Annotated in this window: 18 protein-coding genes; 2 read left to right on the top strand and 16 right to left on the bottom strand. The window is 41.6% G+C overall.

Annotated features, from left to right (window positions below; genetic code table 11):
* Positions 1-4 precede the first annotated feature (4 nt).
* From OSJ91_RS08070 to OSJ91_RS08025, 10 genes are all read right to left on the bottom strand, one after another.
* Positions 5-1,066 carry a phosphotransferase family protein gene (locus tag OSJ91_RS08070; protein ID WP_350301870.1) on the bottom strand — a complete coding sequence of 354 codons (1,062 nt, stop codon included), beginning with the start codon at positions 1,064-1,066 and terminating at the stop codon, positions 5-7.
* 19 nt (positions 1,067-1,085) lie between these two features.
* Positions 1,086-1,487, bottom strand: a complete 402-nt coding sequence (locus tag OSJ91_RS08065; protein WP_350301869.1) for an acyl-CoA thioesterase — start codon at positions 1,485-1,487, stop codon at positions 1,086-1,088.
* Between the two features lie 16 nt (positions 1,488-1,503).
* On the bottom strand, positions 1,504-2,283 hold the full coding sequence (locus OSJ91_RS08060) for an enoyl-CoA hydratase (RefSeq protein WP_350301868.1): 780 nt from the start codon (positions 2,281-2,283) through the stop codon (positions 1,504-1,506).
* A complete protein-coding gene (locus tag OSJ91_RS08055) occupies positions 2,280-3,167 on the bottom strand; it encodes a 3-hydroxyacyl-CoA dehydrogenase family protein (protein ID WP_350301867.1) in 888 nt (295 codons plus the stop codon). The genes OSJ91_RS08060 and OSJ91_RS08055 overlap by 4 nt, the downstream gene beginning before the upstream one ends.
* Positions 3,168-3,210: 43 nt before the next feature.
* Positions 3,211-3,774 (bottom strand): TetR/AcrR family transcriptional regulator, encoded by a 564-nt coding sequence (locus OSJ91_RS08050; RefSeq protein ID WP_350301866.1) that lies wholly within the window; start codon positions 3,772-3,774, stop codon positions 3,211-3,213.
* Positions 3,775-3,846: 72 nt separating this feature from the next.
* The gene (locus OSJ91_RS08045; protein ID WP_350302820.1) at positions 3,847-5,457 is read right to left on the bottom strand and encodes a long-chain-fatty-acid--CoA ligase; all 1,611 of its coding nucleotides are present in this window, start codon (positions 5,455-5,457) and stop codon (positions 3,847-3,849) included.
* Between the two features lie 37 nt (positions 5,458-5,494).
* A complete protein-coding gene (locus OSJ91_RS08040; protein WP_350301865.1) occupies positions 5,495-6,268 on the bottom strand; it encodes an SDR family oxidoreductase in 774 nt (257 codons plus the stop codon).
* Positions 6,265-7,494 (bottom strand): acyl-CoA dehydrogenase family protein, encoded by a 1,230-nt coding sequence (locus OSJ91_RS08035; protein WP_413016443.1) that lies wholly within the window; start codon positions 7,492-7,494, stop codon positions 6,265-6,267. The genes OSJ91_RS08040 and OSJ91_RS08035 overlap by 4 nt, the downstream gene beginning before the upstream one ends.
* Positions 7,495-7,597: 103 nt before the next feature.
* Positions 7,598-8,920 (bottom strand): ATP-binding protein, encoded by a 1,323-nt coding sequence (locus tag OSJ91_RS08030; protein WP_350301863.1) that lies wholly within the window; start codon positions 8,918-8,920, stop codon positions 7,598-7,600.
* A 197-nt stretch (positions 8,921-9,117) separates the two neighbouring features.
* Positions 9,118-10,470 carry a TrkH family potassium uptake protein gene (locus OSJ91_RS08025; RefSeq protein WP_350301862.1) on the bottom strand — a complete coding sequence of 451 codons (1,353 nt, stop codon included), beginning with the start codon at positions 10,468-10,470 and terminating at the stop codon, positions 9,118-9,120.
* A gap of 234 nt (positions 10,471-10,704) precedes the next feature.
* Between OSJ91_RS08025 and OSJ91_RS08020 the strand changes: the two genes are divergently transcribed.
* Complete coding sequence (locus tag OSJ91_RS08020; RefSeq protein WP_034314196.1) at positions 10,705-10,896, top strand: alpha/beta-type small acid-soluble spore protein; 192 nt, start codon at positions 10,705-10,707, stop codon at positions 10,894-10,896.
* A gap of 56 nt (positions 10,897-10,952) precedes the next feature.
* Here OSJ91_RS08020 and OSJ91_RS08015 read toward each other — a convergent pair whose 3' ends face one another.
* The 4 genes from OSJ91_RS08015 to OSJ91_RS08000 all read right to left on the bottom strand — a co-directional run bounded on the left by OSJ91_RS08015 (position 10,953) and on the right by OSJ91_RS08000 (position 16,149).
* Positions 10,953-12,197: an anti-sigma factor domain-containing protein gene (locus tag OSJ91_RS08015; RefSeq protein WP_485891358.1), complete on the bottom strand. Its 1,245-nt coding sequence runs from the start codon at positions 12,195-12,197 to the stop codon at positions 10,953-10,955.
* Entirely contained in the window at positions 12,194-12,937 is a 744-nt protein-coding gene (gene sigI / locus OSJ91_RS08010; RefSeq protein ID WP_241590486.1) for an RNA polymerase sigma factor SigI, read from the bottom strand. Before sigI ends, OSJ91_RS08015 begins: the two co-directional genes overlap by 4 nt.
* A 610-nt stretch (positions 12,938-13,547) precedes the next feature.
* A complete protein-coding gene (locus OSJ91_RS08005; protein WP_350301860.1) occupies positions 13,548-14,330 on the bottom strand; it encodes a TerC family protein in 783 nt (260 codons plus the stop codon).
* Positions 14,331-14,589: 259 nt separating this feature from the next.
* Positions 14,590-16,149, bottom strand: a complete 1,560-nt coding sequence (locus OSJ91_RS08000) for an aldehyde dehydrogenase family protein (RefSeq protein ID WP_350301859.1) — start codon at positions 16,147-16,149, stop codon at positions 14,590-14,592.
* A 621-nt stretch (positions 16,150-16,770) separates the two neighbouring features.
* Here OSJ91_RS08000 and OSJ91_RS07995 point away from each other — a divergent pair.
* The gene (locus OSJ91_RS07995; protein WP_350301858.1) at positions 16,771-17,964 is read left to right on the top strand and encodes an FtsW/RodA/SpoVE family cell cycle protein; all 1,194 of its coding nucleotides are present in this window, start codon (positions 16,771-16,773) and stop codon (positions 17,962-17,964) included.
* Between the two features lie 111 nt (positions 17,965-18,075).
* Here the strand turns inward: OSJ91_RS07995 and nhaC are convergent, their stop codons facing one another.
* Positions 18,076-19,455: a Na+/H+ antiporter NhaC gene (nhaC, locus tag OSJ91_RS07990; protein ID WP_485891357.1), complete on the bottom strand. Its 1,380-nt coding sequence runs from the start codon at positions 19,453-19,455 to the stop codon at positions 18,076-18,078.
* Positions 19,456-20,861: 1,406 nt separating this feature from the next.
* The gene (locus OSJ91_RS07985) at positions 20,862-22,436 is read right to left on the bottom strand and encodes a peptide chain release factor 3 (protein ID WP_350301856.1); all 1,575 of its coding nucleotides are present in this window, start codon (positions 22,434-22,436) and stop codon (positions 20,862-20,864) included.
* Positions 22,437-23,143: the final 707 nt, after the last annotated feature.

Raw genomic sequence — 23,143 nt, 5'->3', positions numbered from 1 at the left:
TGTATTAAACTTCCTTCGCAGCTACATTTGCTGCATGAGTGAGTAAGCTTTTAACCGTTTTTCCGAGATTGGAAAAACGGGGATCATTAGTCTGGCCTTTTTTATATCGATAATAGATTTGCTGAAGAATGACAGCCAACTTAAAGTAACCGAATGTTAAATAAAAATCGACGTTGGAAACATCCCTGCCGCTTCTAGCTGCATACATCTCGATAAATTCCCTTCGTGTCGGAAAACCAGTTAAAGTCGTGACGGACGCTTTACCCACACCGATTTTGATAAGTTCCGGATCACCGCTTTCCGTCCAGTAGCTTAAAGCCACTCCTAGATCGGCTAACGGATCACCAACGGTGGACATTTCCCAATCAAATAAACCAACCATCTCTGTAAGGTCCTGGTTAAACATGGCATTATTGATCTTATAGTCATAATGGATAATAGAAGTCTGGCTATGTTTCGGGATATTATGTTGAAAATAATCGGTAAGCGGTCGTATTTCCTTGATTTCATCAGTTTTTGCTCTCTCATAGCGGGAAATCCATCCGCGCACCTGTCTTTCAATGAACCCTTCAGGTTTGGAGATTTCCACCAACCCAGTTTTCTCATAGGGAATCGAGTGCAGATCAGCAAGCCGATTGACCATGACATGAGAAAGCTGTCGGCACTTTTCGACAGTTGGCTCGATTTCCTTGGGAAATTCGGTATCTATTACAATTCCATGTTTCCTTTCCATTAGGAAAAAAGGGGCCCCGGCAATCGATTCGTCATCCGAGAACAGAATAGGCTCGGGAGCCGCTTGAAAATATGGGTTGATTGAGGAAAGGATATGATGTTCACGCTTCATATCATGTGCCTTTGGAGCAACAGGACCAAGCGGAGGCCTTCTGAGAACAGCCTCCCACTCACCCATTTTCAGCTGATAGGTCAAATTGGAATAGCCCGTTGAAAATTGTTGCAATTCTAACGGTTCATTTGGAAGGTCCAATATATTTTTTCTTAGGAAACCTTCTAATGCACCAATATTCAGTTCCTCGCCGGGCCGAACGGGAATCGTATCGTCAACCATGTTCTTTCACTCCTTCATTCTAATTATGAACAAGATGTGAAATGAGTTTTTCTTTAATCATTTCAGGAATAGGTTCACTTTTTTGATTCAAAAAATTAAAACAAACTAAAACTGCACTTCCCTTAGCAATGATTTCCCCAGTTTGTGAGCAGAGGATATCATGTACCATATCACAGCTTTTCGTACCTACCTTTGTCAAAGATGTACGAATGGTCAAGAGTTGATTGAAATATCCCTGAGCAATAAAGTCGCATTTAGTGGAGGCTAACAAAAAGTTCCATGACTCGACATTCGTCGCTAAGCCCAAAGCTTCAAAAAATTTCATGCGTGCTTCTTCGAGGTAAATGAAATAGCTTGTGTTATTGATGTGGCCCAAAGCATCCGTTTCGGAAAAACGGACGTCGACTTCCAATTCATGCATAAGACCCCTCCTTGAATTAACGATGTACAAAAGCAGGTTTACGTTTATCCAAGAAAGCGGAAACCCCTTCTTTAACATCTTCAGTTTGGAAGATTTCTTCAAAAAGATTCGTTTCAATCTCCAGACCTTGTTCAAGCGTGGCTTCACTTCCTTCATTAATCGCCTTCTTGATTCTCGAAAGTGCCTGAAGTGAGTGCCTTGTCATTCGTGAGGCCAAGATTTTCGCTTCCGATAAGCCGCAGCCTTGCTCGACGACTTTATTGACAAGCCCGATCTTTTCCGCTTCTATGGCACCTAGCGGATCACCGGTAAATATAATCTCTTTTGCCTTTGCGTTTCCGACAAGTCTGGACAAACGCTGTGTACCGCCAGCTCCAGGAAATAAGCCTAATTTCACTTCCGGCAGACCAATTTGAACCTGTGTTTCAGCCACTCGCAAATCACAGGCCAGAGCCAGTTCACATCCGCCGCCCAAAGTCAGGCCGTTTAATACAGCTATTGTAGGTTTAGGAAACTGGTCGATTTTGGTTAGGACGGCATGACCTTCCTTTACCATTTCCTTCATATTCGGGTTCCCCATCATGCTAGGGAATTCTTTTATGTCAGCCCCAGCCGCAAATGCGATATTGCCTGCACCTGTTATGAGTACCGCAACAGTTTCATTATCTTTTGAAAGTTCATCGAATGTTTCTCCCAAGTCTCTGAATACTTGTTTACTGATTACGTTTAATGGAGGATTATCGATGGTGATGACCGCAAGCTTATTTTCCTTAACCACTCTAATTAATTTTGTCATCTATTCTTCACTCCTTGATTTGGATAATCATACCAGCCTTTTCCTGTTTTCCTTCCTAAATGTCCCTTATTCACCTTTTCTGCTATACAAGCATTTGGCTTGTCTTCTGGATTTCCAGTTTCATTGTATCGCTGCTGCATGACAAAATATCCTACATCAATACCTGATAGATCCATCAGTTCAAAAGGGCCGATGGGATGGCCTAAAGCTTTCCTGCAAATTAAATCGATATCCTTATAATCCACAATTCCTTCTTCATACAAATATAAGGCCTCACGCTGTAACGCTCCCAAAATTCGATTGGCTACGAATCCCGATATCTCTTTCCTCAACAAAACTCCTGTCCTATTCATTTTCTCTGTCACTTCCATCGCAAGCTTGGCTGTTTCCTCCGATGTTTGATCACTCATGACAACCTCAACGCAATCCATTACTAGAGGCGGAAAAAAGAAATGCATATTAATAAACTTATCCGGACGATTCGTCACACTCGCAAGCAGGCTATTGACGATCGTTGAACTATTCGTTGCAAAAATGGTTTCCGCGGGGGCGAATTCTTCAAGTTTAGCGAAGACTTCCTGTTTCACATCAAGTTTTTCAACTACCGCTTCAATGATCAGATCAGCTCCACTCGCAGCTTTCTCAAGATCGGAAGTATATTGAAGACGGCTAAAAGCAGCCAATTTACGATCTTCAGACAATTTTCCCTTTTGAACCCATTTAGTCAAAATGACGTCTAATTTTTCTTTGGCTGTATTCAACGCGTTTTCCTGAACATCCTGAAGAATCGTTTCGTAACCTCCAAGTGCAGCAAGCATCGCAATTTGATGCCCCATCTGCCCGGCCCCAATTACGGTTATCGATTGAATTTGCTTGTTGGCCATGCCTTCTATCTCCCTTCTACTAACTGATTAGTATGTGTCCTGGTCACGCTTCAATTCCGTGCAGAATCATCCCCATAAAAATGGATGCAACTTCCTGTTCGGTTTTTTCACCTTCTGGGTCGAACCAATGATAGCTCCAATTGGCTACACCCAAAATAGCAAAAGAGATGATGGATGCATCGAGATTGGAACGCAGTTCTCCGCTCTCGATGCCGCTAATCAGCACTTGCTCGATTTTATTACGGAACTCATCCCGCTTAGGAAGGATTTGTGCAAGTTTTTCGTCACTTAGATTTTTCATTTCACGGAAAAAGACAGTTGCGCTGGATTTTTTGGTTTTGATGCTTTTTAAAAGCATATATACCATATCGAAAAGCTTATCCTTACAGCTTTTTCCAGGTTCCGAAATGATCATTTCCTGCTCACCAAGCAACTCGTCTATATAAGCGAGATGAATATCCATAAGTAATTGCTCTTTGCTCGTAAAGTAATAATAAAACGTTCCCTTCGTCACCCCGACCGATTCGACGATGTCAGAAATCGACGTTTCACTAAAGCCCTTCTTTTCAAATAAGCGTATGCTATGTTCTGTCATTTTTTCTTTCATGTAAGCACCCTCGCAATCTGTTAAAATTTCAGCTGAATTGATATCATACGCTTTCGTACTATCAAAGCCCTCTTATTTCCTAGAAAGTTCTTCTCTTAAAGCCCGCCTTAAAATCTTTCCGACATTTGTTTTCGGTAACTCTTCACGAAATTCAACGAAATGCGGAACTTTATAGGCCGATAGGTTGGCACGGCAATAATCGATGATTTCCAGTTCATTTGCCGTTTTATTATTTTTAAGTACAAGCACCGCTTTTACCGACTCCCCTCGGTACGCATCCGGAACGCCGATGACAACCGCTTCCTGGACAGCAGGATGTTCATAAAGCACTTCCTCCACATCTCGCGGATATATATTATAACCACTTGCGATGATCAAATCTTTTTTCCTGTCGACAATATAGAGATACCCGTCTTCATCAACTTTGGCGATATCACCCGTATAAAGCCAACCATCCCTAAGGGTTACCGCCGTCTCCTCCGGCATATTCCAGTACCCTTTCATCACTTGGGGTCCTTTGACGACCAATTCCCCCATTTCGCCAGTGGCCACTTCTTTTGTCCCGTCTCCCAGGTCCATCACTTTATATTCAGTCGAAGGGATTCCGATCCCGACGCTCCCCGGCTTCCTTTTAGCAAATACCGGGTTACAATGAGTTGTTGGCGAAGCTTCCGTAAGACCGTAGCCTTCCAATATCTTTGCACCTGATTTTCGTTCGAACTCACGCAGCAGTTCCACGGGCATCGGTGCACTTCCGCTGTTACAGACCTGAATTGAGCCCATTCCATATTCTTCTGCTTTCGGGTGATTCGTCAACGCTACATACATGGTAGGTACACCAGGAAAAGTGGTCGGCTGTTCACGCTTTATCGTTTCCAGCACTTCTTCTATTTCAAATCGTGGCAGCATGATCGAGTCACCCGCGATATACACGGATAAATTCATTGCGGATGTCATTCCAAAAACATGAAAAAGCGGGATGACCGACAGCGTTCTTTCAGAGCCCATTTTTAATTCATGCTTGAAGAATTCATACGATTGAACGACATTGGCCAAAATATTGCTGTGAGTCAGCATCGCCCCTTTTGAACGGCCTGTCGTCCCACCTGTGTACTGAAGAACAGCTATATCATTTTCCGGATCGATTGATACTGGATTGATTTTCCCGTCTCCTGTCTTCATGAATTGGTCAAAAGAAGCATCAGGCTGGAAATCTGCTTCCGAAGGCTGAAGGCTTACGGCGATAATATTTTTCAGGTTTGCATGTTGCTGAACACTTTTCACTTTCGGGTATAATCCGTCCAATACCACGATCGTTTCTGCACCGGAGTCCTGTAAAATATGCTGCAGCTCCCTTTCAACCAGCATTGGGTTGATTTGGGTGATAATGGCTCCTGTTGTCAACGAACCATAATACGCAATGACGTATTGCGGACAGTTAGGCAGCATGATGGCGACACGGTCGCCTTTTTGAACACCTTTTTTTTGCAGGGCTGAAGCAAAGGCTTGCGACGCATGAAAAAGTTCCTGATAAGATATCTTTCGGTCATAAAAAGTAATAGCTGTATTGTTTGGATAGGACTGACATGCATTTTGAAGGATTCTTTGCATCGGAAACTCAGGGACTTTTATTTCCTTTGAAATTGAATCAGGATAAACGGACAGCCATTTTTTTTCATTCATCATTTCATACCCTCCAGCCATATTTACTTACCTTTCATTACTTTGCATGTGAACCCCCATCGACAATCAAGATATTTCCAGTCACAAAATCAGATGCCTTCGAGGCCAGGAAAACCGCTGCCCCTTTTAAATCATCATCACTCCCAAATCTTTTTAGCGGCGTGGAATCCAAGATAGGATTCTTCCCTTGCTCAAGAACCCCTTTCGTCATTTTTGTCGGAAAGAATCCAGGTGCGATTGCATTTACATTAATATTATGCTGACCCCATTTAACAGCTAAATCCTTTGTTAAAGTAATGACCGCCCCTTTACTCGTATTATATCCGACCGTATCGAGCACCCTGGGGTCTGTCCCCCCTAATCCAGCGACGGAAGCGATGTTTATGATTTTCCCATGTCCCTGCTCAATCATGACCCTGCCTGCTGTCTGGCTCATGATAAAGGTTCCGGTTACATTGACATTCATCACCTTCTGCCATGCTTCAAGGGGCATGTCGACGGCCGGTGCCCCCCAGGATGCCCCGCTATTGTTTACTAAAATGTCGATGGCACCGAATTCACGGTAAGTTTCGTTAACAACCTCCTGTACATCTGACGGATTGGTGATATCACACTTGAAGGAAAGTGCCTTGACTCCAAGCTTTTCGATTTGCGAAGCAACTTCGTCGCATGCCTCCTTCTTCCTTGAACAAAGAACGACATTTGCCCCAGCTTCGGCAAAGCCGGTCGCTATTTGTGCTCCCAATCCTCTCCCTCCGCCGGTTATGATCGCCGTCTTTCCAGTCAGATCGAATAAGTCGGTAACTTTCATATTTTCACCTCATGCTTTTGTTGGTATTTTCGAAGTTCTATTTTAGCAACTTGTGAGCGGTGAACTTCATCGGGACCATCAGCAAGCCTTAATGTCCGTGCATTTGCCCAATGTGCAGCAAAAGGGAAATCATCGGAAATCCCTGCAGCACCAAAGCCTTGGATGGCCCTGTCCAGCACTTTCAATGCCATATTAGGTGCCACCACTTTTATCATGGCAATCTCCGCCTTCGCTTCCTTGTTCCCGACAGTATCCATCATATAAGCGGCTTTTAGGGTCAGAAGTCTTGCTTGTTCGATTTCAATCCGTGAATCGGCAACCCACTCCATGATCACACCTTGTCTCGCCAATGTTTTACCAAAAGCGACACGATATTGAATGCGCTTACATAATTCTTCAAGTGCTCTTTCAGCAGCGCCGATCAGCCTCATGCAATGATGTATCCTTCCGGGTCCGAGTCGTCCTTGGGCAATTGCAAATCCTTTACCTTCACCCCATAGAATATTCGTTGCCGGGACCCTCACATTTTCAAAAGTGATTTCAGCATGGCCATGCGGGGCATGATCATAACCAAACACAGGGAGCATTCTCTCGATTTTGACACCCGGTGTATCCAGCGGTACAAGAATCATTGACTGTTGTTCATGCTTGGACGCCTCAGGATCTGTCTTACCCATGACGATGGCAATCTTGCATCGGGGATCGCCTGCTCCTGAAGACCACCATTTTCGGCCGTTTATGACATACTCATTACCCGCCTTTTCTATCCTGCATTCGATATTGGTCGCATCGGAAGACGCCACTTCCGGTTCCGTCATCGAGAAGCATGAGCGGATTTCCCCAGCAAGCAAGGGCTTCAGCCAGCGTTCCTTATGTTCATCTGAACCGTATCTCACCAACACTTCCATATTACCGGTGTCCGGCGCATTACAGTTGAAGATTTCAGGTCCTATCGTCGACCTTCCCATGATTTCACAAAGCGGGGCATATTCTAGATTTGTTAAACCCGCGCCATAATTGCTATCAGGCAAAAATAAATTCCATAATCCTTCTTCCTTTGCTTTTGCCGTCAATTCAGATAATATCGGGGGTATTTCACTCCAGCGGCTCTTCTGTGCTTCGAGCTGCTTTTTGTATATTGATTCATTTGGGTATACGTGCTTTTCCATGAATTCCGTTAACTTCTTTTCCAAGTTTTTCACCTTTTGAGTATGTTCAAAGTTCAAATTGATTCCTCCTTTTAACTTACTAACCGGTTAGTATGTTATTACTTTTAAAGTATATACACAACATTCAGATTTTTTCAACAATTAAATCATTTTTTTCTTATCATTCAAAGGCCTGTACCTGGACCTTTTGGTCCCCACTATATTCCTTTTGTTGGACGGTGGGAAATATACAAACGATTTTCGTACCTTTTTTCAGTTCACTTGTGATGAAAACTTTTCCGCCATGATTTTCGATGATTCTAAAACAAACGGAAAGACCCAATCCCGTTCCTGATGTTTTTGTAGTAAAAAATGGTTCTCCTACTTTTTGCAGGGAGTTTTCCGGAATACCCTCCCCTTCGTCCAAAATGCTCAAAAAAACTTCCCCATTTTCCCCATTTATGCTCACAAAAATATTCCCGCCATTCGGCATCGATTCTATGGAATTTTTTATCATGTTTATTAGTACTTGCTTGATTTGGTTTTCATCAAAATACATAAAAATAGGTTCCGAATCATAATTTTTATGTATTTGAATATTGTTCAGTACGGCGTTTGTCTCCAATAGCGTCACGACATGGTTGCAGCTTTCCTTTAAATCCTTCTCAAGAAAAACCGCCTCAGCAGGTTTCGATAGCAGCAAGAGTTCATTCAGCACTTGCTCAATTCGATTTATTTCCGAAAAAATAATATCATAGTACTCCTGCTTTTCGGCACCGCCATCTTTAATCAACTTTACGAATCCCATTATCGCTGTCATCGGGTTCCTGACCTCATGTGCAATCCCTGCCGCAAGCTGGGCAGCCGTTGATAATTTGCTTGATGTGATTGCCAAATGTTCGTTTAAGCTCACAAGCTTTTCCTCCGCATGTTTACGTTCATTGATTTCCGATAATATGCCCGCCGTCCCGATGAATTTCCCAGCGTCATCATAAATTAGTTTAACGAATGCTTCAACCCAACTTGTTCCCTTTTTCGCATTTAGTTTGATGTCCGCACGAAAATATTTATTCCCCCGATGAAAGGTGTCCGCAAAGGCCTTTAATACGTCTTGATAAGAATTGTTATCCATATGTTTAGAAAAGTGAAGCCCTAGGGATTCATTCACGGTTGCACCACTCATTGATTTCCATGCCGGGTTTAAGTACAGCCAATTTCCTTTATTATCCGTTTGGAAAATAACCTCATTGAAGCTATTGACCAGTTCTTTGGAGTAATTGGAGATAATGCGATAACGCCCTTCGCTATCCTGCAATAAAGCAATCGTTTTTCGTTTATGATCAAAGATGGCACCCAAACACCAGGCTATGGTTAAGATTATGATTAAATATATTCCTGCAAAGGCGGAAAACCTGCGTTCTTCATGACCCAGCCACCCTATATAGGGCAGTATCAATATGAAGAAAAGGGTAGGGACAATGATTCTTCCTGTATATTTCTTCACTTCTTCCACCTCCTTACCAAAATGATTTATACTTCATCCGATTGATTTCCAAGTAAGGGGTCAAATTCGCATAACTTTTAAATAGAATTGGTGGAAAACTCACTTATAGGTAAATTTCAACATTTTATCAAAGATTCCTGCAAACAACACAAAAAACCTTTCCACGGGTGGAAAGGTCACTGTTAAACTAAAATCATTTACCCAATGATGACGCGTTCTTTTGGATAATGGAAATTTTCCGTAACTTCTTTATGACCTATGATATACAGGAGGGAGGTTATCCCGACACGGCCAATGAACATAATGATCATAATGACAATTTTACCGGTATTGCTGAGGTCAGGCGTGATTCCCATCGAGAGGCCGACTGATCCGAAAGCCGAACATACCTCAAAAATGATTTGCATCAAAGTAAAATTTTCGGTAATTGATAAAATGAAGACCGCCATTATGCAAAGGAGGGATCCCATGATCATAACTGCCGTCGCTTTTCGGATATCATCGGGATGAATCTCGCGTTTGAACACTTTAATGGAACGCCTTCCTCTCATGAAATTCCATAAAAATAAAATCATGATGGCCAGTGTAGTTGTCCGGATTCCTCCACCGACTGAACTTGGGGATGCTCCAATGAACATCAATATGCTCATCAATAAAAGGGTCGGTTCCGAAAAGTCACTCACATTCATGGTTGCTAACCCGCCGCTTCGCGTATTGGAGGACATAAATAAAGAGTAGAAGAACGATTCATGCCAGCTCTTATTTTTAAAGAATCCATTTATTTCTAGGAGGTAAATCAGGATCGTTCCCCCAATGATAAGGGAAAAGAAAGTGACTGAGGTCAGCTTCGTGAACAAAGAAAAATGAAACTTATAAGTACGGGCCCTATTGGACAAAAACTCTTTCAGCTCAATCAAGACAGGAAACCCAATGGCGCCAAGGGTAAGCAGGATAATCGTAATGAACTGTACAAAATAATCGTCTTTAAATGGAATCATCGATATACCGGTAATATCAAAACCAGCATTCGTGGTGGCACTTACGGCTAAAAATAAGCCATTTAAGAAGGCCTCTTTCCAGTCTGGAAAATAATTCAGAAAGTAAATGCCTAATACGAGAGCTCCAATCATTTCAATTACGACAAATATCTGAATGATTTGGATCAATAATTTAACAAGGCCCGAAAGATTCGATTGGTTTTGATCAGTCATGATCAATTGCCTTTCCTTCAAACCGATTTTCTTGCCCACTATAAGCCAGAAAAAGGTTCCGAGTGTCATGATGCCAATACCGCCAAATTGGAGAACGAACATTAGAATGAAATAGCCTACCTCATTATACACTTCGGGCAAACTAACAACTGTCAGACCTGTCACACTAACTGCACTTACGGCTGTGAATAAAGCATCCATGAATTTAAATTCCACGCCTGGCTTCAGAGCAACCGGCAAACTCAACAGTACGGTCGAGATAGTGACGGCCAAAAAATAATAACCGACAATAAGCTGAGCTGGTGTTAACTTTGATAATATTTTTTTGATAGCAAACATAAAGAGTTTCCTTTCTTACTCCTATATAGTTATGTGAATCACATAACCATTAAAAATCTAGTTTACCCTTTTTTCATTCTTTTTTCCATTCTCTTTTAATACTGACTTACTTACAACAAAAAGGCAGGTTTACCAATAAGTTTGATGCTGCTCATATAAGTAAAACTCGACATTCTACTTATACTATCATTACAGCGGCAAAAGCCGTTGAAAAAGTAAAGGGGAGATTCAAAAATGGCTAACAGCAGCAACAATCTTCTTGTTCCTGGAATCGAACAAGCATTAGAACAAATCAAATATGAAATTGCATCTGAATTCGGTGTACAATTAGGATCCGATACTTCAGCACGTGCCAATGGTTCAGTTGGCGGAGAAATTACGAAACGTCTTGTACAACAAGCACAGTCTCAACTTAAAGGTCAATAATTCCTAACACAATTAAATATCCATGGCTAAGAGTCCAGCTGCATGCTGGACTCTTTTTAATTATTATGTCCATTTCCGTTTCCATTATTGCCTTTACCCCTTTTCGACTTATCCCAATCTTGCTTATCTTGTTTATTTTGCTTAGCTTGCTTATCCCGTTTAGCCTGCTTCACTTGGTTAGCTTGTTTATTTTTATTTTCGTGCTTTATATGATCGTCATTATTATTTTCTTTGGCTGATGAAACTTTTTTTACATCGAACTTTTTATCATTCTTTTCATTTTTCTGCTTGTTCTTTGATTGGTTGCTGTAGTCGCTATCGGATTTCCCTTTTGACTCGTTGCTTTTTTCCTTGTATCCATTTATTGCATCCCGTTTTTCAATTGTATCTTTCTGTTCAGTTTGTTCCTTAATTTTGGCAACTTCCATACCCGCGTTTTTCCGTTCATTCGGTTTGGCTTCATTGGCCGGCTTTTGCTTTATTTCAATTTCATTATTCTCTTTTTTCTTTTCTCCACCCGATTTGTTTTCCGTACTCAGCGTTACGCTCTTCTCTTTCGGAATAACAACCCTTTCCTCGACTTTTTTATCTGGTGCTGGAGCAGGCTCCCTCTTATTGACTTTCACCTTATCTTTTTCTTCATTCAACTTCTTTTCGAGATACTTACCAGTGGATATGCCTTGTTCCCGTGCTTGCTTCCGATCGCTTTTTGTTGCCTGGATCACTTTCATTTTTGTGTTAGAAACATTATCCTTCTCAGAAATTTCTTTTATCTCTTCTTTTAAATTCTTATCCAGTTCTTTATCTTTTTCCAATAAAGTTGTGGAAACCACAATTTGTTTATTTCCTTTCAAATAACCAAGTTGCTTCGTCGTTTCAACGATCCGGTTTGTAACAGTCTTCATATCCTTGCCTTTCCAGGCCTTCAGCTGACCAATCACAAGCTTGCCGTCTTCATTTAAACCGGTAAGTTTGAGAACTTCTAAATCATCGTCAAGCTCCAATTCAATGCTTGGATTCACATCTATCGTCATATATGCCGACACAGGACCGGAGAAATAAGAAGGAAGAATCGAAAACAGAATCAAGAAGGTGGAGGCAATGCTTAGCACGGCCGTTTTTTTGAAAGATGAATGAAAATTGGAAAAGGCTAAAGTGAACTTTTGTTTAGCAGGTGCAAAAGTGATTTCCTCACCCACTTCATATACCCGTTCCTGCCTTTTGGTTTTCAGAAATTCACCCTCGGGGGTCAATAGGGTTACAAATCGCTTATTAACTGAAAGAATAACTCCTTTTTTCATCCATCGATAGCCCCTTTTATATAATCATTCAAATACAAGAAATCTCCGTTTATTATGATTGCCACAGCAATGATGTACTTTCTGTTCCGTTCAATCGTTTTTCTGCTTACTTCCACTTTTCCCTCAAGCTGTTTTACGGGCAGCCGCTTTTTTGCAAACAGGATTTCTTTCAGTTCGTCATCTTCCATTAACAATTTAGCGATCATAATAGCTCCCTTCCTGGCATCTGCATGTTTGGGAGAGTTTTCAACTAAATCCTCAAATGACAGACCAAAATCCTCTAGATGGCTTATATAAAGCAGAATTTCTTCTTTTCTTCTTTCCGATTCCTTCTGCTTCTCGTATTCATTGATGGAATTTTCATTATCGATATATATATGGCTTTGCTCATTATCATCATTCAGTGATAAATCCAATAGGACTTCTTTTTGTTTGGACTGGCTTCTTATATAATCTATAACCCTTCGTTTAACGAGGGTTTCGGCAAATGCCAATAAAGAACGGCCTTTTTCCGGGGAATATTTATCGATTGCCTCGTTAAAAGCAATCAGTCCAATACTGAATTCATCATCTGATTCGTATATGTAACGTTTGCAAACCGATGACACTGTTTTCGCAATAAAAGGTTTGAATGACTCTATGGTATCATTACGAAGGCTAATATCGCCTTGTTGAATTTTCAATACGGTTTCTTCTAAAGAACGCTTTTTTTTGAATGCTGTAAACAACAATCCAAGCATTTGCTCACCTCGCTCCTGTTGAACATAAAATACGCATCAACATACTTATCTTAAGCGGAGGGAGTCTAAAAGACAGTACCAAAAGAACTATTTTTGCATTAAAAATGAAATCACATAATATATCAACATGATAAAATACTTAGTTTTTTCTCGTTTATTACAGTGCAATTACAGTAAGTTATCTTTTTCCTGATTTTCGTCCGATACAATGGGACAATTGTCATTTTTATAACCGGAATTTAATATTCACATCTTTTAACATATCATTCGTAAACACCCCTGCGCTTTTGAGGGTCATCTCCATAAATACATGAAAAAGCAAAAAAAATAGGCGTGACCAGCACGCCTGCAGACTGTAGACAAACTCGATAAAATCATTTATCTCAGTTTTATAAAGGTTTATAAAACCCAAACGTCGATTTCCACTCCAGGCACTCGCTTTCCGCGGGCGGTCCGGGAGCCTCCTCGGCGCATTGCGCCTGCGGGGTCTCCCCTCGACGCGCTTTTCCCGCAGGAGTCTCGCACACCCACTCCAATCAACTTTGTTTTGAAATTTTAGTTAAAACCCCTTTAGTCTACAAATTAGGCGTGACCAGCACGCCTGTTTTTTTTAAGCTTCCTGTATTTTTTTCTCTTCTTTTTCTTTTTTTTCTTTCTTGCTTGAAATGATCCATGCACCTGCTGCAATTCCAATCAATACAACCCAGAAAATCGATTTCCAAAGAGTTGATTCAGGGAAATGATGATCGATGACAGCCAGTGAAGGGTGTGCGAGTGTGTGTACCGCCAACTTCACTCCTACCCAACCCACTATCAAAAATGCAGCCGTTTCTAGGGAAGGACGCTTATGAAGCAACTTCACGAACGCATTTGCTGCAAATCGCATAATGATTAATCCAATCATGCCGCCGAGGAACATGACAGCGAATTGCCCTCCGTCAATACCGCCGACTTTCATCCAGCCTGTTTCAGGAAGTGTAACAGCCAGTGCGACGGCAGCCAACATCGAATCGATTGCGAAAGCTATATCAGCCGCTTCAACCTTTACCACAGTCATCCAGAAGCCGGATTGCTTTTTAGGTTTCGTGATTTCCTTCTCACCTTTACCAGCGTATTTTTTGTAAATGTGCTGAAAAGCAATGAAAAGTAAATAAATCGCACCGATTGCTTGAACTTGCCACACCTCGACAAGAAAGGAAATAAGGAATAAACTTGCAAAGCGGAAAACAAAAGCTCCCATCAGACCATAAAACAAGGCTTTTCGCTGTTGTTCTTTTGGCAAATGCTTAACCATGACAGCCATGACGACCGCATTATCCGCAGCAAGTATCCCTTCTAATCCAACCAAGATAAGAAGGACCCAGCCATATTCCAATAATATTGATGCTTCCATGCATTCAACCTCCAATAGTTAGTATTTCCTTCCTACTGGCATTGGCAAAATAAAAAGACCTCTGCCATATAGGCAAAGGTCTTGCTGAACATGAAATCATGTCAACAAAGCCGATGAATGTTTAACATTCACGTAATGACGACTTTGTTTTAGGGCGAACCCTAACGCTACTCCCCTTTGAAAAGGAAAATCAGTTATTAAGTATATTAATAGTATACGCGCTCGTTATGAAAATAACAATCTTTTTTATAAATGGATCTCATTTTCTGTTCCCTTTGGATAATTTAATCAATCGCAAATATTCTTTGCCGAAACGAATCCAGTTCGGTTTGGCAGAAAAGTAATTCTGAAACAGCGATAAAAAACTCGTGTATTTCCCTTCATATGGATACCACTGTATTTCTGTATTGTTTTTACCTTTATCGATCATGATCGCTTTTTCATGGCAGAAAATCTTTAATCCATGCTCGCCATGATACCGGCCAACTCCGCTTTGTTTGGCACCGCCAAATGGTAAATGATGATTAGCAACCGTTATCAGCACATCATTGATGGTCACCGCTCCTGTTACTAACCGAGACGCAATTTTGCTTGCTTTTTCCCTATCCATCGTCCAAACGCTGGAATTGAGCCCATATTCACTTTCATTTGCCAGGGCGATCACTTCTTCCTCCGTATCGAAAGGCACAACAGGCAATACGGGTCCGAACGTTTCTTCTTTCATGATTTTCATGGAATGATCGACATTGGACAGAATCGTCGGCGGAATGAAATGGGTCTGTCCCGTTTTCCACTCTTTCGGAGGTATTCCGGCTTCAAGTACGGCCCCCTTATTCAGTGCATCCTCCAGTTGTCCAGCTACAATATCAACTTGTGCCGGGAAAGTCATTGAACCGATATCATCCTGCGAATGCACCCCCTGCCTCATGGACTTCGTTTTTTCTTTAAGAAGCATGAGGAATTCCTTATAAACAGGACGTTCCACATAAACCCTTTCAACACTCATGCACACCTGCCCGCTATTTGTAAAAGCCCCCCAAAGGGCCCCGTTCACAGCCCGTTCCAGGTTGGCATCACGCAGAACGATCATTGGATCCTTCCCGCCAAGCTCCAAAGTCGTTGGGATCAGTTGTCTAGCTGCGACCTCACCAATCATTTTCCCAGTCCTTACAGATCCAGTAAAAAATATATAATCTGGCTTTTGCTCAGTTAATGCCGCACCCAATTCTTTTCCTCCATGGGCAAACTGTATAGTTCCGTCCGGGAAACCAGCTTCAAGAAACAACTTTTCAATGCACACCCCAACTAAAGGAGTTACCTCTGAGGGCTTGGCGATGACTGCATTTCCCGCTGCTAGCGCATTAAGAATGGGTACCATGGAAAGCTGCAGCGGATAATTCCATGGTGAAATGACGAGAACCGTTCCACGGGGCATATAATGGATATAAGATTTTTTTCCAATTAACATGAGCGGAGTGGTGACCTTTCGTCCGGAAAGAGTTTTCACTGCATGTTTCTCGATATGCTTGATTGCATCAATCGTTGGCATGATATCAGCAACCAGTGCTTCAATTTTCACTTTTCCTGTATCTTTTGAAATGACTTCAGCTATTTCATCCATTTTTTCAACCATCAATAAACGAAGCCGTTTTAAATACTGCAGCCGTTCCTTGATGGGAAGATTCGACCATGCTTGGAACGCATGTCTTGATTTCTTATATATATGAGGAATCGCCTTCAATGGCGTTGGGACTATTTCCGCAATCTTCTCACCTGTTGCCGGAGAAAACACTTCCAGCTTGTCTTGTATTTCTTCCATAACTACTCCCCTTGCTTTACCTTATTTTCATTGGTACTTCCTATCATATTTATGCTTTTAATTAAGATCGACCAAGGAGGTAGACCTTCCCTAATTCACTAAACATACGAGGTTTTTCGCGTCAACCCTCTTTATATAATGCCAGAGACGCAGCAGCCTGTATAATATAATCGATTGGAACCAAGTTCATAACGGGTTCCCTCTCTTCATAAAATCCCTGCTCGATTCCGTGCCACATAACCGGTGCTAAAATAAGTATACCTCTTAAGATGAGTTACTCTAACAAATTCGTTTTCAGTATCCACTGCATCACATCAAGTTTTAACCTTAGTAATCTTCCAGACATAAAAGCACCACCAAATGGAATATATAGTAAAAATTTTCCCGTTATTAAAAGGAGTATTCACGTTTACTATCGAAGGTAATGTATAGGAATCCGAATTCGGCTATAAGCAAAAAGGAAATCCAGCAGACCAAGTTTCTCGGTTTTAGTGTTTAATATTGGTTTATGGAGGATAAATTCATATTATCGAATAAAAATTATTATCTATATAACCGATTTTCCGTTACTATATAAGAAGGCGATTTTTTCGCGCATACATATTTGAGGTGAGCGCACAAGTGAAAAGAATAATTAAAGCATACGACTTCCCTATTTTCATCGCTGTCGTATTACTCTGTTTGTTTGGTTTAGTCATGATTTACAGTTCGAGCATGATCACTGCTGTCGCTCGATACGGCTGGCCCATGGATTACTTCTTTGAGAAGCAAAAAACGGCTTTTCTCATTTCATTCGTGGCAATGATCGTCACGATGATCCTTCCTTATAAGATGTACAAAAACAAAATGTTCTTGATGTCTATGATGTTTGGAATGGCCGGTATCCTTTTGCTGCTCTTTATCTTCGGCCATACAGCAGGAAATGCCACAAGCTGGTTCAAATTAGGGACAAAATCGATCCAACCCGCTGAATTTTCCAAGTTAGCCATAATCATTTATCTGGCAGCCATTTACGGAAAAAGGCAGGATCGAATCAATAGTATTGATAAAGCCGTCATCCCGCCGATTTTCTTTCTGGTATTCATCTGCTTTTTAATCGGAATACAGCCTGACTATGGAACGGCAGCGGTCATTTTCCTGATTTCAAGTACCATGATCATTTCATCCGGGATGTCTTTTAAGAGTATATTCAAACTCTCTTTGATCACTGCGATATTCGTTGCCATTTTTGCATTAGGGGTACTCGTGACAGGAAATTTCTCAGCCGTTCTTTCTGAAAATAAGATGTCTCGTTTTACGGGGTTTGCAGACCCTTTCGGAAAGGCAGGAGAAAGCGGATATCAACTCGTGAATTCCTTATTCGCAATAGGATCCGGCGGCCTTACTGGAGTGGGACTTGGTGACAGTGTACAAAAATACGGGTACCTGCCTGAATCGCATACTGATTTCATCATGTCTGTCATTGCGGAAGAGCTCGGAATATTCGGAGTGGGGTTCGTTCTATTGACACTAGGTTTTATCGTTTTAAGGGGATTTGTACTTTCAGCAAAATGCAAGGATCCATTTGGAAGCCTTTTATTGATCGGCATCTCATCCATGATCGGCATTCAAGTCGGCATCAACGTTGGCGGAGTGACTGGACTTATCCCTATCACAGGGATCACCCTTCCATTCATCAGTTATGGAGGATCTTCCTTACTGCTGCTCATGCTTTCAATGGGCATATTCCAAAATGTCGTCATGCGAATGAACTTGCTTGAACAGAAAGAAAAGGTCGTGTCCATCCCAAAAGATGAGATCGCGTCTTCAAAATAATCGATCAAATACCCCCTGACATTTCTGTTCATGTCAGGGGGTTCCCTTCTCTATAAGGTTATGTGAGTTCACATAAAAAAACAGGCAGTCAAAACCGACCGCCTGTTTTTTTCATTTATAATGGATACCGATTTTCGTAAAGCCAGAAATCAGACTGAGCAAAGGACAAAGCAGGCAGAAGAATGCAAATGGGGCATATTCAAGGGTTGAAACACCCAATACCTGTGTCAGGAATACACCGCAGACACCCCAAGGAACCAGAGGATTCACAACTGTTCCCGCATCTTCAAGTACCCTCGCAAGCGTTTTGGGCTGCAAGCCTAAATCTTCATATTTCTGCTGAAAGGCTTTCCCAGGCAGTATAACTGACAAATACTGTTCACCAACCAGGAAGTTCACGCTGATTCCTGCAAATACAGTAGCGGAAATCACTTTCGCTACACTCGTCAATGAATCCTGGATTGCTTTTAAAATAGAAGGGATGACCCCCAATTCGAACAATAGTCCGCCCATGGCCAATGCCAACAACACCATCGAAACGGAGAACATCATACTTTCAATGCCGCCCCGTGATAAGATTGAGTCAAGTTGATCCATTCCACTCTTGAGGACAAATCCGCCGTATAAAATATCCGCCAGTTTTGCTACCGTCAAATTAGGCGTTTGAATGAAAGCGATGATGGCTGCCGAAATGATTCCTGCCGACAATGTCGGAATGGCTGACACCTTTTTCAAAGCCATGATTAGAACGATGACAAACGGAATCAAACTCCATATGCTTATATTCGTTTCCATTTCCAGGGCTTTGGTCATGGCTTCGATTTCCTCAACACGAGCAACTTTGACATTCGGTGAAAGGAAGTAAAAAATGATAAGCGATATTAAAAAACCTGGAATCGTAGTCCAAAGCATATTATTAATATGTTCAAATAATGGTGCTCCAACCGTTCCCGATGCAAGGTTGGTAGAGTCGGATAATGGAGACATTTTATCCCCAAGAAATGCACCGGAAATGATTGCACCGGCTGTAATCGCCAACGATAAATCCATCGCCGCCGCCATACCTATTAAAGCAACGCCGATAGTGGCTGATGTTGTAAGTGAACTCCCGATACAGAGCCCAATTAGCGAACACACCAGAAATGTGATCGCATAGAAATATTCACCAGAAATCCAGTCAAACCCATAGTACATGATGGTAGGGATCGTCCCGCTTGCCATCCAGATGGAAATCAGCATTCCAATGAAAAAGAATATATAAATGGCTCCCATACCAGTACCTGCACCTTTGACTATAGCCGCCTCCATAATTGAAAATGGCAGCTTCTTAATCTTCCCATAAACAAATAAGAAAAGGATTGCCGCTATTATTGGAATATGGGGGGCAAGTCCATAATGTATGATTCCAGTTGCAATGATTAAGAATAGAATGGCCAAAACCCCAATTGCTTCAAGTAAGGAGAGTTTTAGCTTTGCATCTTCAAGACGCATGATGTATTTCCCCGCTTTCAATGTTGTATATTCTCTGAGGTAAGGCTAGGACCTTTTCACTCCTCACAATTACTGAAACGCTTTTAAGCACTAAAGTACTAGCTAAATATATAGTAGTTTCAGGAGATTGTCAAAGGAATATTTTAGTATAATTCGATTTTATCAGTGATGCTTCTCTCCACTGATACAACGCAAACCATTACCAAGCTCCTTCCGATAGATATATTTGTAAATTAATTCCATAATAATGACTTTTATGTGATTCGATAATTATTTGGGCTAATTGCAATGCCTTGGTTGTCTCATTGATCTTTATAAAATAATGAAACAGTTTTTTCTCATAATGACCAATCAGGACTATGTAGCCTGGTTTCCTTAGCAGAGCTTCTTCTTTAATTGAATAAATTACCCCACATTCCCACGAGAAAAGTCTGCTGAGGCCATCAGGAGGCTTTCGGCACTATTCATTCGCTGTATATAAGTTCACCCGTAAGGTAAGCGAGTGCCTGTAGTGGAAATCAACGTTCGAGTTTTTGCACACCAAAAAAAACTGTAGACAAATGAGGTTGTATCTAAAATTTAAGACAAAGTAGATTGGAACGGAAGGTGCGAGACTCCTGCGGGGAAAACGCGTCCAAGGGAGACCCAACAGACGCAAAGGCGTCGAGGAGGCTCCCGGACTGCCCGCGGAAAGCGAGTGCCTGTAGTGGAAATCAACGTTCGAGTTTTTGCACACCAAAAAAAACTGTAGACAAATGAGGTTCTATCTAAAATTTAAGACAAAGTAGATTGGAACGGAAGGTGCGAGACTCCTGCGGGAATAGCGAGTCCAAGGGAGACCCAACAGACGCAAAGGCGTCGAGGAGGCTCCCGGACTGCCCGCGGAAAGCGAGTGCCTGTAGTGGAAATCAACGTTCGAGTTTTTGCACACCAAAAAAAACTGTAGACAAATGAGGTTCTATCTAAAATTTAAGACAAAGTAGATTGGAACGGAAGGTGCGAGACTCCTGCGGGAAAAACGCGTCCAAGGGAGACCCCACAGGCGCAAGTGCGCCGAGGAGGCTCCCGGACCGCCCGCGGAAAGCGAGTGCCTGTAGTGGAAATCAACGTTCGAGTTTTTGCACACCAAAAAAAACTGTAGACAAATGAGGTTCTATCTAAAATTTAAGACAAAGTAGATTGGAACGGAAGGTGCGAGACTCCTGCGGGAATAGCGAGTCCAAGGGAGACCCCACAGGCGCAAGTGCGCCGAGGAGGCTCCCGGACCGCCCGCGGAAAGCGAGTGCCTGAAGTGGAAATCAACGTCCGAATTTGTACAAGCCAAAAAAAAGACTGTAGACTTAACTCGATTTTCATCGAGTTTGTCTACAGTCTGAAAGCCCGTGTATATAACACGGGCTTCTTCATTATTTCAAATCCATTGGATTATATAATTCCACATCAGGATTTTTATCTTGGAACCAACGAAGTGCAAACTCATTTTCAAATAAGAATGCATATTTATCAAACCGGTCTTTAACAAGAATGCTTCTTGAGCTATGAAGATTTTCATCAAGCTTTTCATCTTCAGCCCAGCGTGTAATCTTGCTGCCCATGCGCTCCATCACGACTTCAACATTGTACTCGTTCCTCATACGATGCTCGAATACTTCGAATTGAAGTTGCCCAACCGCACCAAGCAGATATTCTTCCATCCGAACCGTTTTGAAGAGCTGAATTGCCCCTTCTTGTACAAGTTGGTTAATTCCTTTATGGAAATGTTTCTGTTTCATGACGTTTTTAGCTGTTACCCTCATGAATAGTTCCGGTGTAAACTGAGGCAGCCTTTCAAACTGAAACATGTCTTTGCTTGTTGTAATCGTATCGCCAATTTGGTAGTTACCGGTGTCATATAAACCGATGATATCTCCGCTTACCGCTTCATTTACGGTGTTCCGATCATCAGCCATGAATTGAGTAGAAGAAGAAAGGTTGATTGGTTTTCCTGTCCTGCTCAGGTTGACGCTCATCCCACGTTCGAATTTACCGGAGCAAATGCGAAGGAAAGCGATCCGGTCACGGTGTTTTGGGTTCATATTCGCCTGGATCTTGAAAATGAAACCGGAAAAATCATTACTGACAGGGTCCATTTCACCTGAAGTTGTCATCCGCGCTTGTGGAGCTGGTGCAAATTTCAGATAAGCATCCAAAAACGTCTGAACACCGAACGTCGTTAAAGCACTCCCGAAAAATACGGGACTAAGTTTTCCAGTCGCAATGTTTTCTTCAGAGAATTGGTTACCCGCTTCCGTCAACAGCATGATTTCTTCCAAAGTTTGCTCATATAACTGGGAATCCTTAAGTTTATGATCCACTTCGAGTTCACCTTCGTCATTCAATGGAAGGAAACGCTCTTCCCCTTCCGTTTTGAACTGTTCAATCCGATTATTGAACCTGTCGTAAATGCCCACGAAGTCTTTTCCCATCCCAATCGGCCAATTCATTGGATATGTTTCTATACCTAATACCTCTTCGAGTTCGGCAAGCAATTCTAGCGGCGTTTTACCTTGTCGGTCCATTTTATTGATAAAAGTGAAAATCGGGATACCCCTCATCCGGCATACTTTGAATAATTTAACCGTCTGATCCTCGATACCTTTTGCCGAGTCGATGATCATCACGGCGCTATCAACAGCCATCAGTGTACGATATGTGTCTTCACTGAAATCTTGGTGGCCTGGTGTATCGAGAATATTGACACGGAAATCATCATAATCGAATTGCATGACTGAAGATGTAACGGAAATTCCCCGTTGCTTTTCAATCTCCATCCAGTCACTTGTTGCATACTTCCCTGTTTTTCTAGCTTTAACTGTTCCGGCATCTCGGATCGCGCCGCCAAACAGCAATAATTTTTCTGTCAAAGTCGTTTTCCCGGCATCCGGGTGAGAGATGATTGCGAAGGTCCGTCGGGATTGAACCTCGTCTTTTAAATTAGTCATAATATGTTCCTTTCATTATTGGAGTCATCAATAAAAAAATTTATAGAGGTTTACTGTATTTTTTACATTGGAATGGCAACCTTTCTTTGTATGCAAAAATCCTGATCATACACAATATATGTAAGAAGAAATATATCATAAGGCTTAAGCATTGGCTACTCATCATTCATTTTCAATCAACCTTTCTATTTTAACACGATATGAAGGAAAGATGTAGAGGTGAATGCATCACCATTAGGTGATTTGTTCAAATGGCAAAACAAAAGACGCTTAATCAGCGCCCCTTATCTAATCCATATGGTTACCGTTCATTTATTCATGGTTTAACTTATTACCTTGCAGGTTTAATCGCTTTTTGATTCCGCTTGTTTTTCCAGCGTTTTTTTACTTCCTTGAATATGATTGGAGCAGCAAAAATGAGGGCCCTTTTTAATAATTTCTTCATTATTCATCAGTCCTTTCTTTCTTATCCTATACCCGATTATTTTCGTGAAAAACTTTAATGCCAAATTGTTTTCCTAATCTCAACTCTAAAGGCTTTTCCAATTGGCCCCGTCAAATTTCAATCCAGGAAACTCCTGTGCGACAATACCGTTATGCTTCCCCGTATAAAACCTGTCTAATAATATTTTCCTAAATGGGAATGTATAAATTAATTCCATTTGTTTTATCCTTTATAAAGGTGGGTATATACTAAAAAAATGGAA

Source organism: Bacillus sp. T-10(2022), from assembly GCF_056502895.1.
The sequence above is the reverse complement of the archived record's forward strand: the minus strand, read 5'-3'. Positions and strand labels throughout refer to the sequence as shown.

What these genes read in the sequence shown, in the direction of transcription:
- OSJ91_RS08070 (WP_350301870.1), bottom strand. Translation starts at nt 1,066, where the DNA reads ATGGTTGACGATACGATTCCCGTTCGGCCCGGCGAGGAACTGAATATT.
- OSJ91_RS08065 (WP_350301869.1), bottom strand. Translation starts at nt 1,487, where the DNA reads ATGCATGAATTGGAAGTCGACGTCCGTTTTTCCGAAACGGATGCTTTG.
- OSJ91_RS08060 (WP_350301868.1), bottom strand. Translation starts at nt 2,283, where the DNA reads ATGACAAAATTAATTAGAGTGGTTAAGGAAAATAAGCTTGCGGTCATC.
- OSJ91_RS08055 (WP_350301867.1), bottom strand. Translation starts at nt 3,167, where the DNA reads ATGGCCAACAAGCAAATTCAATCGATAACCGTAATTGGGGCCGGGCAG.
- OSJ91_RS08050 (WP_350301866.1), bottom strand. Translation starts at nt 3,774, where the DNA reads ATGAAAGAAAAAATGACAGAACATAGCATACGCTTATTTGAAAAGAAG.
- OSJ91_RS08045 (WP_350302820.1), bottom strand. Translation starts at nt 5,457, where the DNA reads ATGAATGAAAAAAAATGGCTGTCCGTTTATCCTGATTCAATTTCAAAG.
- OSJ91_RS08040 (WP_350301865.1), bottom strand. Translation starts at nt 6,268, where the DNA reads ATGAAAGTTACCGACTTATTCGATCTGACTGGAAAGACGGCGATCATA.
- OSJ91_RS08025 (WP_350301862.1), bottom strand. Translation starts at nt 10,470, where the DNA reads ATGTTTGCTATCAAAAAAATATTATCAAAGTTAACACCAGCTCAGCTT.
- OSJ91_RS08020 (WP_034314196.1), top strand. Translation starts at nt 10,705, where the DNA reads ATGGCTAACAGCAGCAACAATCTTCTTGTTCCTGGAATCGAACAAGCA.
- OSJ91_RS08015 (WP_485891358.1), bottom strand. Translation starts at nt 12,197, where the DNA reads ATGAAAAAAGGAGTTATTCTTTCAGTTAATAAGCGATTTGTAACCCTA.
- sigI (WP_241590486.1), bottom strand. Translation starts at nt 12,937, where the DNA reads ATGCTTGGATTGTTGTTTACAGCATTCAAAAAAAAGCGTTCTTTAGAA.
- OSJ91_RS08005 (WP_350301860.1), bottom strand. Translation starts at nt 14,330, where the DNA reads ATGGAAGCATCAATATTATTGGAATATGGCTGGGTCCTTCTTATCTTG.
- OSJ91_RS08000 (WP_350301859.1), bottom strand. Translation starts at nt 16,149, where the DNA reads ATGGAAGAAATACAAGACAAGCTGGAAGTGTTTTCTCCGGCAACAGGT.
- nhaC (WP_485891357.1), bottom strand. Translation starts at nt 19,455, where the DNA reads ATGCGTCTTGAAGATGCAAAGCTAAAACTCTCCTTACTTGAAGCAATT.
- OSJ91_RS07985 (WP_350301856.1), bottom strand. Translation starts at nt 22,436, where the DNA reads ATGACTAATTTAAAAGACGAGGTTCAATCCCGACGGACCTTCGCAATC.